10 protein-coding genes and 3 tRNA genes are annotated in these 15,878 nt (G+C 57.3%); 6 read left to right on the top strand and 7 right to left on the bottom strand.

The annotated features are described in order from the left end of the window. Positions 1-11: 11 nt before the first annotated feature. From TRESADRAFT_RS02100 to TRESADRAFT_RS02090, 3 genes are read left to right on the top strand one after another with little or no spacing between them, the layout of a single operon-like run. Positions 12-2,177, top strand: coding sequence for a PP2C family protein-serine/threonine phosphatase (locus TRESADRAFT_RS02100; protein WP_004266595.1), 2,166 nt, complete (start codon positions 12-14; stop codon positions 2,175-2,177). 17 nt (positions 2,178-2,194) lie between these two features. Then, positions 2,195-2,521 carry an STAS domain-containing protein gene (locus TRESADRAFT_RS02095; protein ID WP_004266594.1) on the top strand — a complete coding sequence of 109 codons (327 nt, stop codon included), beginning with the start codon at positions 2,195-2,197 and terminating at the stop codon, positions 2,519-2,521. Beyond that, a complete protein-coding gene (locus tag TRESADRAFT_RS02090; RefSeq protein WP_004266593.1) occupies positions 2,521-3,129 on the top strand; it encodes a hypothetical protein in 609 nt (202 codons plus the stop codon). The genes TRESADRAFT_RS02095 and TRESADRAFT_RS02090 overlap by 1 nt, the downstream gene beginning before the upstream one ends. On the opposite strand, the gene TRESADRAFT_RS02085 is transcribed toward TRESADRAFT_RS02090, so the two are convergent. The 6 genes from TRESADRAFT_RS02085 to TRESADRAFT_RS02055 all read right to left on the bottom strand — a co-directional run bounded on the left by TRESADRAFT_RS02085 (position 3,126) and on the right by TRESADRAFT_RS02055 (position 11,885). Further along, complete coding sequence (locus tag TRESADRAFT_RS02085) at positions 3,126-4,085, bottom strand: cation diffusion facilitator family transporter (protein WP_004266592.1); 960 nt, start codon at positions 4,083-4,085, stop codon at positions 3,126-3,128. The genes TRESADRAFT_RS02090 and TRESADRAFT_RS02085 overlap by 4 nt on opposite strands. A gap of 535 nt (positions 4,086-4,620) precedes the next feature. Next, on the bottom strand, positions 4,621-7,164 hold the full coding sequence (gene leuS, locus TRESADRAFT_RS02075; RefSeq protein WP_004266591.1) for a leucine--tRNA ligase: 2,544 nt from the start codon (positions 7,162-7,164) through the stop codon (positions 4,621-4,623). 226 nt (positions 7,165-7,390) lie between these two features. Next, positions 7,391-7,463 (bottom strand) — tRNA-Asn (locus TRESADRAFT_RS02070). A 103-nt stretch (positions 7,464-7,566) separates the two neighbouring features. After that, the gene (locus TRESADRAFT_RS02065; protein WP_004266590.1) at positions 7,567-8,262 is read right to left on the bottom strand and encodes a tRNA 2-thiocytidine biosynthesis TtcA family protein; all 696 of its coding nucleotides are present in this window, start codon (positions 8,260-8,262) and stop codon (positions 7,567-7,569) included. A gap of 12 nt (positions 8,263-8,274) precedes the next feature. Further along, a complete protein-coding gene (locus TRESADRAFT_RS02060; protein WP_004266589.1) occupies positions 8,275-9,648 on the bottom strand; it encodes an MATE family efflux transporter in 1,374 nt (457 codons plus the stop codon). 188 nt (positions 9,649-9,836) lie between these two features. Continuing rightward, entirely contained in the window at positions 9,837-11,885 is a 2,049-nt protein-coding gene (locus TRESADRAFT_RS02055) for a methyl-accepting chemotaxis protein (RefSeq protein ID WP_004266587.1), read from the bottom strand. A gap of 299 nt (positions 11,886-12,184) precedes the next feature. On the opposite strand from TRESADRAFT_RS02055, the gene TRESADRAFT_RS02050 reads away from it, so the two are divergent. The 3 genes from TRESADRAFT_RS02050 to TRESADRAFT_RS14835 all read left to right on the top strand — a co-directional run bounded on the left by TRESADRAFT_RS02050 (position 12,185) and on the right by TRESADRAFT_RS14835 (position 12,989). After that, a tRNA-Asp gene (locus TRESADRAFT_RS02050) sits at positions 12,185-12,258 on the top strand. Positions 12,259-12,264: 6 nt separating this feature from the next. After that, positions 12,265-12,337: transfer RNA gene (locus TRESADRAFT_RS02045), tRNA-Asn, on the top strand. A gap of 52 nt (positions 12,338-12,389) precedes the next feature. Beyond that, on the top strand, positions 12,390-12,989 hold the full coding sequence (locus TRESADRAFT_RS14835) for a 5-formyltetrahydrofolate cyclo-ligase (RefSeq protein ID WP_002702389.1): 600 nt from the start codon (positions 12,390-12,392) through the stop codon (positions 12,987-12,989). A 13-nt stretch (positions 12,990-13,002) separates the two neighbouring features. On the opposite strand, the gene TRESADRAFT_RS02035 is transcribed toward TRESADRAFT_RS14835, so the two are convergent. After that, the gene (locus TRESADRAFT_RS02035) at positions 13,003-15,867 is read right to left on the bottom strand and encodes a M16 family metallopeptidase (RefSeq protein ID WP_040842142.1); all 2,865 of its coding nucleotides are present in this window, start codon (positions 15,865-15,867) and stop codon (positions 13,003-13,005) included. Positions 15,868-15,878 lie beyond the last annotated feature (11 nt).

Below are 15,878 nucleotides of genomic sequence, written 5' to 3'. Positions count from 1 at the left end.
GAATCTTGAAAATGGTCTACGGTGTTCTTAATTTCGTTCTTGCCGGGCTTTTGATGTGGCTTTCGTATTTCGTCGATAGGAAAATCGAGAACAAGGCGATAAACAATCCTATCGTCGTCATGAATTCATGGCTTGCGTTCGCGTGCGTCGCGATGGGTGTCGCCGTCATATCGTCGCTTTCGATGGCGCCGGAGAGAATGACGACGTTTATGGGAAAGTGCATGTACCTGTGCATGGGAATATACGCGCTCCATTTCTGCGAGTATTGCATATTCTTCCCGTCGTTCGACAGGCCGGCGGGCGCGAAGGTCGGCTTCTGGATTGGCGTCGCGTTCTGCGTGTGGGTCGTGTTCGCTAAGATTTACGCCGTCAACATAACGTCGTTCCTCGGTCTCCGCATCGACGCGAAATCGATGTTCACGGGGGTGCTGACGAACTATTTTCCGTACAGCTGGTACAATTTCTACGAGCTTTTCATGACGTTCTGCCTTCCGGGGCTTTCGATAATAATAATGCTTCTCCGTTCCGAGAACAGGACGAGCCGCCTTGACCACCAGAAAACTATCATAACGGCGGGCGCGCTTGTCCTCTCGTGGATTTGCATGAAGCTCGTCCTCTCCGCATCCGAGCGCGTCCCGCTTTTCTCTTCTATTGTTCTCTGCGGGTTCGTTTTCGCGCAGGCGTTCATCGTCATGGCGGCGGTGCAGAACTTCCTTTACGACTGGTATTATCTCGTCGGCGTTTTCCTCAAGCTTCTCGTCTGCTATGTTGTCCCGTCGCTTTTCGTCGGGCTTATGTTCGCGCTGCTCTGGAAGATTCACTCGACGTCGCCCGTGAAATTCACGCTCGCGCTGTCTGTCGTTATAGCGGGCGCACTTTCCGCGTCGTACGAGCTGGGGAAGCTGTTCCGCACGCACGGCGGTTTCCGCTCGAACCAGTACGCCGCGCAGTTCGAGGAGGACCTCGCCGCGATGGACTACAGCGACGATCCGTCCGCAATCATGAAGCAGATGAACGACGTGTTCTCGAAGAACATCGGCATGGCATCCTTCCGTTGCCTTATCGACATGGGAAACGACGAGATTTCTTCCGTCTACGACCCCGAGGGCGAGAAGCCGCTCGTCTACAACGTCAAGGACATCCTTTTCGACACGCTGCTCAACATGAACGCGCCGATTGTCCTCAAAAGCTCCGTCGAGAACGGCTACCACTTCCTTTCCATAAAGAAGGAGCTCCTTGAATTCTTCAGGCGTACGAAAACAGACGCGCTCATCATCCTGAACGAGGGGCGTCACATCCTCGGCGCGATTCTCCTGGGCGCGAAGTCGGGCGGCAACATCTACACCGATTACGATTACGAGATTTTCTCGAAGCTCTATTCCTATTTCTTCGTTTTCGGCTATTACATGAAGAACATCGGAAACCAGGAGATTGTCGGAACCGTCAACCGCGAAATCCACATGTCCGAGCAGATTATCGAGTCCATCCAGCGCAACATGGACCCGATAAAGAACAAGAAATACGATATCGGGCATCTTATGATTCACGCGCACAACATCGGCGGCGAGTTCATCGACTTCATCAAGGTGAGCGAGGACAAGCACATGTTCGTCATGGGCGACCTGAGCGGAAAGGGAATAAGCGCGTCGATGAGCATGGTCATCGTAAAGTCGATTATCCGCACGTACATCGCCGACTCGACGGATTTCAAGGCGCTCGTCGAGAAGGTGAACAAATTTATCCGCTTCAACCTTCCGAAGGGAACGTTCATGGAGGGCGTTTTCGGGCTCATCGATTTCGCGGACAACACAATGTACTACATAAACTGCGGCGTTCCCGCGATGTTCCTCTACACCCGCGCGTACAACAACGTAATCGAGGTGCAGGGCGAGGGGCACGTCCTCGGCTTCGTCAAGGACATCTCGCCGTACATCAAGGTGAAGAAAATCAAGCTCAATCCGGGCGACGTGCTTATGACGTGCACCGACGGGCTTGTCGATTCCCATTCGATGCGCGGGGAGCAGTTCGGGAAGGACCGCGTGCAGAAGACTCTTATGGAGAACACGATGACGCCGTCGCAGAACATCGCCGAAATCACCTACGGAAACCTCGTCGAATTCGTCACGACGGAGCTTGAGGACGACGTGAGCGTCCTCGTCATCCGCCTGCTGCGGTAGCACACAAGGAGCATTTTATGGAGCAGCTTTCGATAAAAGAGAAGAACGGCTCGAACTACGTCATGTACGAGCTTTCGGGCAGCCTCAATTCATATACGGCTTCCGAATTCCAGGAAAAGGTGTACGCCAACATCCAGGTGACGAACGTCGTCGTCGATTTGTCGCAGGTGACTTCGATTGACTCGACGGGAATCGGAATCATCATGGCGGGATTCAACGACGGGGAGGAGTACGGCACGAAATTCTACCTGATGAACCCGTCTCCGGCCGCGCGCGTCGCAATCGAGGATACGGGCTTTTACAGCGTGTTCTCGTTCATCCACTCCGTCACGGAAATAGGCTGATGAGATTCCGCCCTGCCGCGTTTCTTGCGCTGTTCGCTTTGTGCGCCGCTCTGCTTTCGTGCGGGAAAACCCCGGTGCGCTCGGCGCGCAGAATCAACCCCGAATTCATGAAGCTATCCCGCGTCTTCTCCGCCGTCAGCGCGGAATGCCGGGACTCCGTTCCCGACGGAAGCCCGTCCGAGATGATAAACGACATCCACCGCGTCGTCTCTTCCGGCTCGCGGAACTTTCTTTCCTCATCGGAAAAAAACGCCGATTTGATTCCGCTTTCCGCGCGTGACGAGTACGGCGTTTCCTCTGACGGGATTCTCCTTCGGAAGGCTGCCGAAAAGTCGCTCAGGGAAATGGGAAAAAAGGCGAAGGATGACGGGGTTTCGCTCGTCGTCGCGGGTGCCTGTGACGACGGAGGATGCGCCGCCGATTTCTGCGACGGGTTCGTCTGGCTTTCGGAAAACGCGCCGTCGTTCGGGTGGGCGAAACTGCCGTTCGAGAACGGCGCGCGCTTCCGCTTTATCGGAAAGGAGGCGTGCGCGTTCTGCGACAAATGGTTCGGCGGCTCCGTTCCGCTGATGATTGAATTCGTCTCCGCGTGGAAGGCCGCAAGCTAAATCGCGTGGGCGTCTTTTCCGCCGCCGACTGAATCCATCGAAATTCCGAACTGCTCCGCCGGATGGTGGCTCGCGTGCCCCGCAGGCTCGACGTGGACCATTATGTCGTAGACGTCCGGAATCGCCGCCTTTATTGCGTCCTCGACCTGTTCGGCAATCTCGTGCGCCTCGTGCACCGTCATCCCAGCGTCAACCTCAATGTCCAAATCGATGTCGTAATGCGACGAAATCTTCCTTATCCTCGCACGGTGCGGGTTTGACACGCCCGCGACTTCCATCGCCGCGCGGAAAAGCGACCGGTAAAGCTCGTCGTCGGTGTTTCCGTCCATCAGCTCCCTGTTCGTTTCGAGGAAAATTTCCGCCGCGCTCTTTATGACGCAGACGCTGATGAGAAGCGCCGCCACCGGGTCGAGCACGGGCAGCGCGAAAACCTTCGACAGAACGAGACCGGCAAGGACGGCCGCCGACATCAGTATGTCCGACTTCATGTTCTTCGCGTTCGCCATCACCATCGGGCTCTGGCTTTTCTTCCCCAGCTCGAACTGGCTTGCCGTCAAAAGCGATTTTCCCGCAATCGATATTGACGCCGCGATTATCGCAAGCGCGTCCGATTCCGGCGGCTCGATTTCCCGGAAATGAAGCAGCTTTCCCGCCGACGAGAGGAGAAGCTGCGCCCCCGCAAAGAAAATCACGAAGCTCAGAATCATCGTCGCGACCGTCTCCGCCCGTCCGTGCCCCCACGGATGCTCCTTGTCGCTCGGCCGCGATATTATCCGGCTTATGAGAATCGTGACGAGAGCTATCAGCGAGTCCGTCGCTGAGTCTATTCCGTCGCCCATCACCGCAAGGCTCCCCGACATCGACGCGAGCGAGAGCTTTACGGCGCACAACGCGAGGTTCCCGAAAAGCGCAATCATCCCCGCGAGTTTTATGTAATAAGTGCGTGTCCTTTCCATGTCGTGAATGATAGCGCCGTCTTGCCGGTTAGCGTAAGGAAAAAGCGATTAGTCGGAATGAACTTTGCCTGACAAGCCCTTTCGTAACACCATACACTGCTCATCTTACGGTCGTACCGAACAGAACGGACAGGCTCCGAACGAAAGTGCAGGAAGTGAATGCCGAAACACCGGTTGAGATTGGATTTCTGTTTGAAATAATCGTTCTTGAGCAGGAACGGAAAATCGTCGTCCAGGGATTCACCTTTGACCCGGATGCGGCTGCGTTCAGCAAACTCACGCCGGGGCAGATGCAGAAAAACCGCGAGATTCTCGACGATGTTCCCCGCTACAAGGGCGTGTTCGGAACGAACTTGTATTGGCTTGGCGGATGGGGCGACTATGCCCCTTTGATGGCGGGCGACGAACACTCTTTCCGCAAAGTCACGATTTCTATTTCATCATACTTTTCGTGCCAGCGTCCAATCGTTTTCCTGTCATCGCAAAAAAAACCGCAGGATGTTGCCTGCGGTTTTTTTTCATTTTCGCGCGTGCTTTACTTCACGACCACGTTCACGAGTTTTCCGGGAACGACGATGATTTTTGCGACCGTCTTTCCGTCGGTGAATTTTTTGAATCCGTCGGTCTCCTTCGCCATCGCCTCAAGCGTCGCGCTGTCGGTGTCGGCTGCCGCCTCGAATTTGGCGCGGAGCTTTCCGTTTATCATGACGGGGAATTCCTTCGTGTCGTCCTTGCAGTAGTCCTCGCTGAAGACCGGGTACTTCTCGTACGCGAGCGACGTGTCGTGCCCCAGCTTCTGCCACAGCTCCTCGCCGAGGTGCGGCGCGTAGGGGGAGAGCAGGAGGACGAATCCTTCCCACATCGCTTTCGGAATCGAATCGAATTTCGACGCCTCGTTGATGAAAATCATCATCTGCGAAATCGCGACGTTGAAGTCGAGGTTCGCCGTGTCTTCGGTGACTTTCTTCACCGTCTTGGCGTATGTCTTCCTGAGCGATGCCAAGTCCTTGTCGAGCTTGCCCGTTATGTCGATGTCGCTCATCGGCCTTTCCGAAAGATTCCAGATTTTGTCGAGGAAGCGGTTCACGCCAATAAGTCCCTGCGTGTTCCACGGCTTTGAGACGGTGAGCGGCCCCATGAACATCTCGTACATGCGGACGGAATCGGCGCCGTAAGTCTTAATCATCTCGTCCGGGTTCACGACGTTCTTGAGCGACTTCGACATTTTTGCGACGACGCGCTCAAGCTCCTCCCCGTCGTCGTTCGCGAAGAATTTCCCGTCCTTCTCGGTGACGGCATCGACCGCGACGAGCGACTTCGTTTTCCTCTGGTATGCGAACGACGTAATCATTCCCTGGTTGATGAGGCGCTGGAACGGCTCCTTCGTTGAGACGACGCCGCAGTCGTAGAGGACTTTGTGCCAGAACCGCGCGTAGAGAAGATGGAGGACGGCGTGCTCGGCTCCTCCGACGTACAAATCGACCGGCATCCAGTAGCTTTCCTTTTTGCTGTCGCAGAACGAAAGCTCGTTGGAGGGGTCGATGTAGCGGAGATAGTACCAGCAGCTTCCCGCCCACTGCGGCATCGTGTTCGTCTCGCGCCGTGCGTCTCCGCCGCATTTCGGGCATTTGCAGTTGACCCATGATTCGATTCCGGCAAGCGGGGATTCTCCCGTTCCCGTCGGCTGGTATGACTTGACCGCGGGAAGCTCGAGCGGAAGCTGCTCCTCTGGGACGGGAACCGTTCCGCAGCACGGGCAGTGCACGAGCGGAATCGGCTCGCCCCAATATCTCTGGCGCGAGAAAACCCAGTCGCGGAGCTTGTAGTTCACCGCCTTCTTTCCGATTTTGCGCTCCTCGAGGAATTCGAGCATTTTCGCAATTGCGTCCTTTTTGTTCAGCCCGTCGAGGAATTCCGAATTCACGTGGATTCCGTCAGCCGTCCACGCCTCTTTCTGGACGTCAACCTCGCTCTTGAGGACTTCGATTATCGGAAGGTTGAATTTCTTTGCGAATTCCCAGTCTCTCGTGTCGTGCGCCGGAACCGCCATGATTGCGCCCGTGCCGTAGGAGATGAGGACGTAGTCGGCGACCCAAATCGGAATCGCTTTTCCGTTCACCGGGTTTATCGCGTAGCTTCCCGAGAACACGCCCGTCTTCGTCTTCGCAAGGTCCGTCCTCTCAAGGTCGCTCTTCTTCGCGGCGTCCTCGCGGTATTTCTCGACCGCCGCCTTCTGCTCCGCCGTGGTGAGCTTTTCGATTAAAGGATGCTCGGGGGAGACGACCATGTATGTCGCGCCGAACAGTGTGTCGCACCTTGTCGTGTAGACCGTGAGCTTGTCGCCCGTCGCCTTTCCGTCCTTGTCCGCAATCGCGAAATCGACCTCGGCGCCCTCGCTCCGTCCAATCCAGTTCCGCTGCATCGCTTTCACCGATTCCGGCCAGTCAAGCCCGTCCAAATCCTCGATGAGCCTGTCCGCGTATGCGGTGATTTTGAGAATCCACTGCCTGATTACCTTGTGCGTGACCTGCGCGCCGCATCTGTCGCAGTGCCCTTCCTTGACTTCCTCGTTCGCCAGTCCCGTCATGCACGACGGGCACCAGTTGATCGGCGTCTCTGCCTCGTAGGCGAGCCCTTTCTTGTAAAGCTGGAGGAAAATCCACTGCGTCCATTTGTAGTAGTCGGGCGTGCACGTTTTTATCTCGCGGTCCCAGTCGTAGCTGAATCCGAGCGCCTTTATCTGCTCGGTGAAGTGCGCGATGTTCTTGAACGTAGTCTCGGCGGGATGCGTTCCCGTTTTTATCGCGTAGTTCTCAGCGGGAAGGCCGAACGCGTCGTAGCCCATCGGATGGAGGACATTGTATCCGTTCATGCGGAGAAAGCGCGAGTAGATGTCCGTCGCCGTGTACCCTTCGGGATGCCCGACGTGGAGCCCCGCTCCTGACGGATAGGGGAACATGTCGAGGATGTATCGTCTTTTCTCCTTCGGTACCGATTCGTCTTCGACCGCGCGGAACGTCTTGTTGTCCGCCCAATATTTCTGCCATTTCGGCTCGATGTTTTGGAATGGATATGCCATTTTCTGTGAACCTCGTTTTTGTGGAAATGCGTTTTGAAGTGTACCATTTTGCGGGCTGTTTTGGAACGGATGCGCCCGGACGAGGATTCCGATGCCACGATTCCCGTCATGAAGATGCTTTTTGTGGATTTTGCGTGATTGCGTTCTGAAAAATAAAGGAGGAGCTTACTTTTTGTAATGGGGTATTTTTACAAAAAATCCATCCGATTTCTCGGATGGATTTTTTCGACCCCTGCTGGGCTTGAACCAGCGACACACGGATTAACAGTCCGTTGCTCTACCGACTGAGCTAAGGGATCTTGTTTTGTTCCGCCATCGTGCGTGGCGTGATAAAGAATATACACCATCGCTCATTTTTATGCAAGCGGAAAAATGTTTTTGATGAAAAAAAACGGAAAAACGTCAGAGCTTCCCGTCCTTCCTGAGCGCCTCCATCATGCGCATCTTCTCGTCGAAGCTCCCGCCGGTGAGAAGCTCAAGCCGCCGTCTTGCGTCCTTCCTTCCCGAGTTGTCCTGGTACGTGCAGGTGCATGTCATCCGCCGCCAGCCCATCTCCTCCGCGCGCTCCGAAATCATCCCGACGGGGCAGTAGGCGAGGGGGCGGATTATCGAGAGCGGGTATTTCTCGTAGCGGAAATTCGGCGTCATCGTGCTGATTTCGCCTTTCTCCATCATGTTCATGAGGAACGTCTCGAGGATGTCGTCGAGGTGATGGCCGAGCGCGAGCGTGTCGAACCCGTTTTTTATGGCGTAATCGAGAAGTTCCTTGCGCCGCTGCGTCGAGCACCACCAGCAGTTCATTTTGCGTCCTTCCTTCACGCGCGCGAGCGTGTCCACGGGAATCGTCGCGACTTTTATTCCCCACGACTCGACAAGCGAGAGAAGCTCCCCGTTGAATTCCGGCGCGAAATCGGTTTTGACGTAGGCCGCCTCCACCGTGAAGTTCGTGCCGCGCCGCTTCATCCTGTTCGAAAGGTATTCGAGGAGCAGCGTGGAGTCCTTTCCGCCTGACGCGCCGACGAGGATTTTCCGCCCGTCCCCGAAAAGGTCGAAGTCGAACGCCGCCTTGTCGATGAGGCTGAACAATTTCGGTTGCATTTTCTCTTTTCCTTAATTCAGCGCGCTTTTCTGCGCGATTCCGTGGAATCGGTGAATCCATTTCCCGGAGAACCAGTACAGCCAGAACGCCGCGCTCGTCACGCACCACGTCAGCGGGTAGCTCGTCAGCACGGTGTTGACGGTGTGGACGCGCGGGACGACCACGAAAAGCCACGCGACGCGCAGGAAGCAGATTCCGAAAAGCGATATGACCATCGGCTTGAACGAGTCGCCCGCGCCTCTGATGATTCCCGAGAGAATTTCAATCGAGATGTAGGTGAACCACGTTGGCGCGAGGAAGCGGAGCATCGAGACACCCTCCGCGATGACGCTCGCGTCGTTCGTGAAGAGTGCGTAGCACTGCTTTGCCGTCGCGATGAAAAATGCCGCCGATATGAGCGTGAACGCGAGCGTCATCGACAATGATTCCGCCATGCACGATTTTACCCTGTGGAATTTCCCCGCGCCGAAATTCTGCCCGGCGAACGTCGTGACGGCTATTCCCATCGCGTTGACGATTGTCCAGAAGACGGCGTCGATTTTCGAGAACGCCGCCCATGACGCGATTGTCGTCGTCCCGAACGAATTTATCGCCGACTGGATTATCAGGTTCGAGACGCCGTAGAACGTCGATTGTATTCCCGCGGGAAAGCCGATTCTCAGCATTTTCATCAGAAGCTGCGGAGAGAATCCGAGCTTCCGTATCCTGAACGAGAGGCTGTCGCTCCTCCTTTTGAGGAAGAGCAGGGAGACGAGCATCGATTCCGCCTGGCTCGCGACTGTCGCCCACGCGACGCCCTTGACGCCCCAGCCGAACAGCACGACGAAGAGCAGGTCTAGCGCGATGTTCGTGAAGACCGCCGCGATGAGAATCCACAGCGGCGTTTTCGAGTCGCCTGCCGCGCGCATTATCCCCGACGCCATGTTGTATACGAACATCGGGACCATGCTGATGAAATATATTTCGAGATAATCCATCGAAAGCCCCGTTATGCTCTCGGGCGTGTTCATCGCCCCGAGCACGAGCCCGCTCGCCGCGAATCCTCCCGCCGTCATCGCGAACCCGCCTGCAAGCGCGAGCGCGAGCGACGTGTGGACTGCCTCCGAGGTCGCCCTGTCGTTCCTCGCGCCGTACAGATGCGATATCACTACCCCGGCTCCCGACGTTATCCCGACGAAGAAGCCGATTATCACCGTAAGGTAGACTGCCGTTCCGCCTCCGACCGCGGCAAGCGCCTCCTTTCCCTCGAATTTTCCGATTATCACGGCGTCTATTGTGTTGTAGAGCTGCTGGAAAATAGTGCCTATCAGAATCGGGAAGAAGAACGCGAGGAGGGATTTCCAGATTTTTCCCTCCGTTATCGGATTGAAAGATTTTTTTTCCATCTGTTCCTTTCTTTTTATTTATGGAGATGCTATGAAAAGTTTGCTGAAATAAAATTCGCGCAGACGTCGTGGTGGCATACCGTTCGTAACGCCGCCCAGAACCTGCATCAACCGTTTTTCAGACGGGGCATAATAATAAAGCCGCCCGAAGACCTTTGCAACCGCAAGTTCCGGACGGCTTTCACGTGTCAGACCGTGAACTGGTCCAGCTTGTCCCTCATCTTTGCCACGCTTTCGACCGATTCACGCGCGAGGTCCGATACTGTCTGCGTCGCCGAGCCGATTTCCTGCATTCCCGCCGCCATCTCGTCCATGCTGCCGAGAATCGTCGAGGAAATCTGCGAGACCATGCTCATGTCGTGCGCGACGTTGTTTATTCCCTCGTTCATCTGCCGCGCCTTGTCCGTTACGTTCAGCGACTGCGATTTTATCTCGCCGAGCGACTCGAACACGAGCTTCGATGCCGTCTGCTGCTCGTCCATCGCGTTCTCGATTTCCCGCATTATCATGTCGGTCGATTCGAGCTGCGTGACGATTGCGCCGAATGCGGTCTGGGAATCCTGCGACAGGTTCACGACGTCCTGTATCGATGACGAGATGCTTTTCAGCTCCGACGCGATGTTCTTCGACTGCGCTCCTGAATTCTCCGCGAGCTTCCTGATTTCCTCCGCGACGACGCTGAATCCTTTTCCGGCCGCCCCCGCGTGCGCCGCCTCAATTGCCGCGTTCATCGCCAGAAGGTTCGTCTCGCCCGCAATCTGCGTGATGACCGCGGTCGCCTGAATCAGCATTTTGGACTGCTCGGAAATCTGCTTGACCTTCCTGTCCACGTCGGTCAGTTTTCCCTGCCCGTCGTTCACCGTCGCCCCAAGCGTCCTGAAGCTTCCGCCCATTTTCCCGACCGACGACGTGACTGCGGAGATGTTCCCGAGCATCTCCTCGATAGCGGCGGAGCTTTCCGTTATGCTCTGCGTCTGGCTTTCGATGAGGAGCCCGAGCGATTCGACCGTTTCCGCGGACGATTCGAGGACGCTCGACGTGTTGTCCACCGCCGACGCCTGGTTCTCCGACTGTTTCCGCACCGATTCGATGTTCGCGAGAATCTGTGCCGTCGCCGCCGCCGAGCCGTGCGCGCTCGTACCGAGTGTGTCGTTCACGCCGGACAGGTTCTTCTCCGCGTCCTTCAGCTCCGAGACGATTTTCCGCAACAGGCTGATGAATTTGTTGACGCCGTTCCCGAGCTCGGAGAATTCGTCGTTCCCCTTGACGGGAATCTTCTGCGTGAGGTTCGCGTCGCCGGAGGAAAGGTTCGCCACGGCTTTGTTCACTATCGTGAGCGGGCGGGTAATCTTCATGTATATGAGCGCGATGATGCCCGAGAGGAGGAAGAACGTCGTCACGAGCACCGCGAGCACGAGCGGCGCGAATATCCTGTTCGCCACAAGCTTCGCCGAGTCGAGCTTCTTCGCGATGAAGAACGTCGTCATGAATTCGCCGCTTTTGTTGGCGAACGGGAAATAATTTGCGATGTATGTCGTCCCGTTGATGGTCGTCGTCATGAACGTCGATTTTCCCGCCATGGCGTTTTTTATCGGGGCGTCGTTTTCTATCGTCGTCCCGCCCATCCCCGGAAGGCTCGTGTACGCGCGCCGTGTCCCGTCGAAAATCGTGAATTCGCTCATCGTGTACGTTTTCATCGTATCGACGAGCTCATCCCCGGTCGCGCACGCGCTCAGGACGACCGCGCCGAAAATCTTCCCGTCGTTGATGAGGGGAGCCGCCGTCATCGCGTATATGTCGCCGCCAACCTTCGCGAAATCGGAGAAATTCCTTCCGGCGAGCGCGCCCGAGACGATGTCGCTCCTCTCCGTCGTCCCGTATTTCACGTCCGAAACCTGCTTTCCGTTCACGTCGAAAAACGCGATGCTCTCAATCTCGAAGAATTCCTGCGCGCTGTCGATGACCTGCTCAATCGTCTCCTTCGAGAAGCCGCTTTCGGGATACGATTCCTGCATCATCGAGACGACCCATTTCTGCGTTTGCGTCGTCGTCGTGAGCGTGTAGTCCATCTCCTCGCTCGCGACGATTGCCTGCGCCTCGACTTCCTCCTGGAAAAAATCGCTGAGCCCCGTGCTGAGGCGCACGTTTATTATCAAGAATAGGATTGCGGAATAAACGACGATTCCGCCCGCCAGTGTAAGACACAGCAGTTTTGTTACTGATTTTTTGCTTGACATGGAGTCTCCTTGTTGTGAACGAACGCCAACGTGCTGGAAAGTGGAGTTGGTGCTTGGTTTCCCCGTTTTTGGGAATAATCTTAGGCTCTGCCTGCAAAAAGTTCTGACAGAGCGTAATCTTATTCTATAATTCTCGATATTATTTTCCAAAAAATTACTATTTTCAACGGCGTCCCGCATCCGCTTCGTTTTGTCGCTCTCTGCCCGAACGATTTTTTTCGTTTTTTTTGAAAAAAAATCGTTCGGGCTGTTGACAAAAAAAAACGCTTAGTATATATTCTTTTCCATCACTCATTGATGCGGTGTTAGCGAAGCTGGTTATCGCGCTGGCCTGTCACGCCGGAGATCGCGGGTTCGAGCCCCGCACATCGCGTTCTTTGATCCCTTAGCTCAGTCGGTAGAGCAACGGACTGTTAATCCGTGTGTCGCTGGTTCAAGCCCAGCAGGGGTCGCTCAAAGCCATCCGAGAAATCGGGTGGCTTTTTTCATGTGCGGAGGTGTTCGATGGTTCCTGCCGATTCTTTTTCCGATGGCAAGCGCGCGCTGAGAAAGGAGATGCGCCGCGCCGTGTCGGTTTTCGTCTCTGAAAATGATGCTGATGCCGTTTCCGCGGGGATATGCCGCCGCCTCGTCTCGTCGCGCGAATTCGCCTCCGCCGATATCGTCCTTTCTTTTGTGGGCGGCCCTCTCGAAATCCGCACGGACGTTCTGAACGAGACGGCGCTTTCTTCAGGGAAAACGCTCGCGCTTCCCAAGGTCGTCGGGGAGGGGATTATGGAATTCCGGGTCGTGTCGCCGACGGTTCCTCTTTCGGCGCAGCTGTCTTCCGGGGCGTTCGGGATATGCGAGCCGGTGGACGGACTTCCTGTTCTCAGCTTCGCCGGCTTGTCCGGCAAAAACGTCCTCGTCGTCGTGCCCGGTGTCGCGTTCGGGAGGGACGGGACGAGGTGCGGGCACGGAAAGGGATTCTACGACAGGTATCTTTCCGCCCTTGCCGAAAAAATCCCGGCGGCGCGCGCCGTCGGGCTGTGCCTTCCGTGCCAGGTCGTGGAGAGCGTTCCCTCGTCCCCGCTCGATGTTCCGGTCTCTGGCGTTTTCTTCTGATTTTCCCGCGCCTTCATGAGTCCCGCGAGTAGATTCTGACGGGCGGTATCCCCGGTATGAATTTCGTGATGACGAGGATGTAGTCGGCTGCTGTCGCCTCGTCGACCGCCTCGTACTGCTCGAGGTACATGTTCGGTTTTCCGAGCAGCGCGCCCTTCTGCACGAGCTCGGCAGTCCCGCGGGCGGTCCCGCTTTCCGCGAGGTTCGCCACAATCCAGCCGTTCTCGATTTTCGACAGGAGCGCGTTCTTCTCGTAGTCGATTATCCGCACGCTCGTGCGTTCCTCGGTGCCGTTTTCCGTCTCCTCCATTATTTTCGTTATCTCCGTCTCGTCGTTGACAATCTTCGCGAGCTCCGCCTTCAGCTCCTCCACGGATTCCCGGTATGCCTTGTCGATTGCGCCGGCGCTTTTCGCGTTCAGCGCCGTTATCCGCGCGAACGGCATGTCGAATTCCGCCCCGGACGAGACGACCTTCGTCGTCGGCTCGCTCCTCGCCGCCTTTGCCTCCATCCGGGACGATATTTCCGCGAGCACCGCGTCGAAAAGCGCGCGCTCCCCCGATTTCATGTCCGGGGTGGGGATGATGAAGAGCACCGGGTCGAGGAATTTCGTCGTCGGAATCAGCACCGCGGGTTTCGGCCCCGCCTTGTCCGCGCTCACGTCCGTCAAGAAAAGGTGCCGCAGCTGCATCCGCTCCGCCTTCTCGACCGCGGCCGGCGCGCCTATCCGCGTGCCCTTCCACGCCGTCTGGGCGTTCGTGCCGAGCGCGCCGAACGCGCTGTCGATGGTGCGCGCGAACGTTTCGTCGACGGAAAAATCGCCCGCGATTACAATCGAATAGCGCGAAGAGTCGAGCATCGCCGGATAGTTTTCCATAATCTCCGTGTAGGAAAGCTTCCGCGGCCTGTCCGTCCTGTCGTCGAAGAGCAGGGGGATGTCGCTTCCCTTGTAGAGGATTCCCATCGCCCTGCACGTCATCTGGAAGACGGACGTTCCCGTCTTGAGCCGCCACTGCGTCCGCTCGTCGTAGCTCACCCCGTCGGCGAGGGCGGGCGGGATGTCGCCGTAGATGAGCGCCTCCGCGACCGCCGAGACCGTCTGCGCGAAATCCTCCGCGGAGAACGTCACCGTGATGACGGAATGCGTCGTCTCCGTGCGCGCCCCGACCCCGTAGATTCCCCGCGTCCGTCCGCCGTAATGGAGGTCGTCGAGCGCGTTCCTCATGTTCACGGCAATCGCGTCGGCAAGGACGGACGCAAGCCCCGGGGCATCATGCGCGAACATCAGCTCGCCGCCGAATATCGTCAGCGACAGGCACGCCGTGTTCGTCCCCGTCTTCTTCACGACGACGGGAATCCCGTTCGGCAGCGTGAACGTCCTGAAGTCGCGCGTGTTCTGCTCGACGAACCGCCTTGCGGAGAGGAACGTCTCCTCCTCCGGCTGCCCGATTCCGCCTTCCTCGCGCATCTCGTTCGCGTCCGATTTTTTCGATTTCGACAGCGACGCCGCGAGCTTCCGGTAGAAAGCCTGCCTGAACCACGCGCCGTCCTTTTTCGTCACGACGCGGAACCCCATCTTCTCGAACGCCTTCCTGTTCTTCGCGAGTGATTTCGTGCCGACGATGGCGAAGACGAACGGCTTCGACGACGAAATCGTCTCCGCCAGTTTTTCCGCCGCGAGCGATTCCAGCGACGAAAGCCTCCTGAAAAGCGTCTGCTCCGGCATCCCGTCCTTCATGAGCGAGTCCCAGTCGGCGAGCGTCCCCATGAGCTCGGAGGACGAGTCGCACATCGTGACGAACGACGACGTGTACTGCCTGACCTGATATTCGAGCGCCTCGGCGGAGAAATACGCGTCCTTCCTCCCGCAAAGCCTGAGCATCTCCGCGACCTGCTCGGGCGGAGTCGTGCCCGGAACCGATTCGAGAAGCGCCTGGATGACGAGCCGCGACGAGCCGCGACGCTGCACCGACGACGCGTTCACGTATTCCCCGCCGCGTATCCCGAGCTTCTCGTTCGCGACAAGCTCCGCCTTCAGCAAGCTCGTGAACGGGTCCTCGAGCGTCACCGCCGCCATGTCGCATTCCGTCTGCGGGATTCCCGCGTGCTGGATGACGAGCTGCGTCATGTCTGACGAGAATTCGTCGTCCGCGAGGACGAACAGCCGCGCGCCGTCGTCCTTCGTTTCCGCAGCCTTTTTTTCGAGCGGGGAGGTTTCCTCTCTCCTTTCCCCGTTCCTGAACCTGCCGAAGCTCCTCCTGGCGAACGTCTCCGCGCTCGCCGCCGTTATGTTCCCGCTCACGAACAGCACCGTGCGCTCCGGCACGTAGAAGTCCCGCGCGATTCCGTCGAGTACCGAGCGCGATTCTGAAAGGGAGTTCCGCGTGAAGACCGCCGCGTCCGCGCTCGACTCGTGCTTCCATGGGGACGACCTGAAGACTCTCGCCTCTATCGCGGCGTTGATGAACCCCGCGCCGTCCTCCGCGTACTCTGCGAGGGATGCCCTTTCCTTGCCGATTTCCGCGCGGAGCTTCCTGTCGGTGAGCGAGAGCGGCTCGAGCACGGAGGAAAGCTCCTTCATCGTCCGCTCCGCGTCCCCCGGCGCGCACGTCGCCGACACGGAGACGCCGTCCGCTGTGATTTCCGCGCCCTTAAGCCGTGCGTAAAGCTGGAAATATCCCGCGTCCTTCTCCGTCTGCGCGCTGTATCCCGCGTCGACCCTCGCCTCCATCCTGACGAGCGCGCTCGACGTGTCCTCTATGAGGTACATCCTCATCCCGTTCTCGAACGTCATGAACCGTATGTCGTCCGCCCCGAACGCCGCCGCGGACATCTCCGCCGCGACGGCGGCAACTATAGCCAAAACAAATTTTCTCATCGCGCGACATT

The organism is Treponema saccharophilum DSM 2985 (genome assembly GCF_000255555.1).
In the GTDB taxonomy this organism is placed as follows: domain Bacteria; phylum Spirochaetota; class Spirochaetia; order Treponematales; family Treponemataceae; genus Treponema_D; species Treponema_D saccharophilum.
Note: the sequence above shows the minus strand (reverse complement) of the source record. Positions and strands in the feature narration are given on the sequence as shown.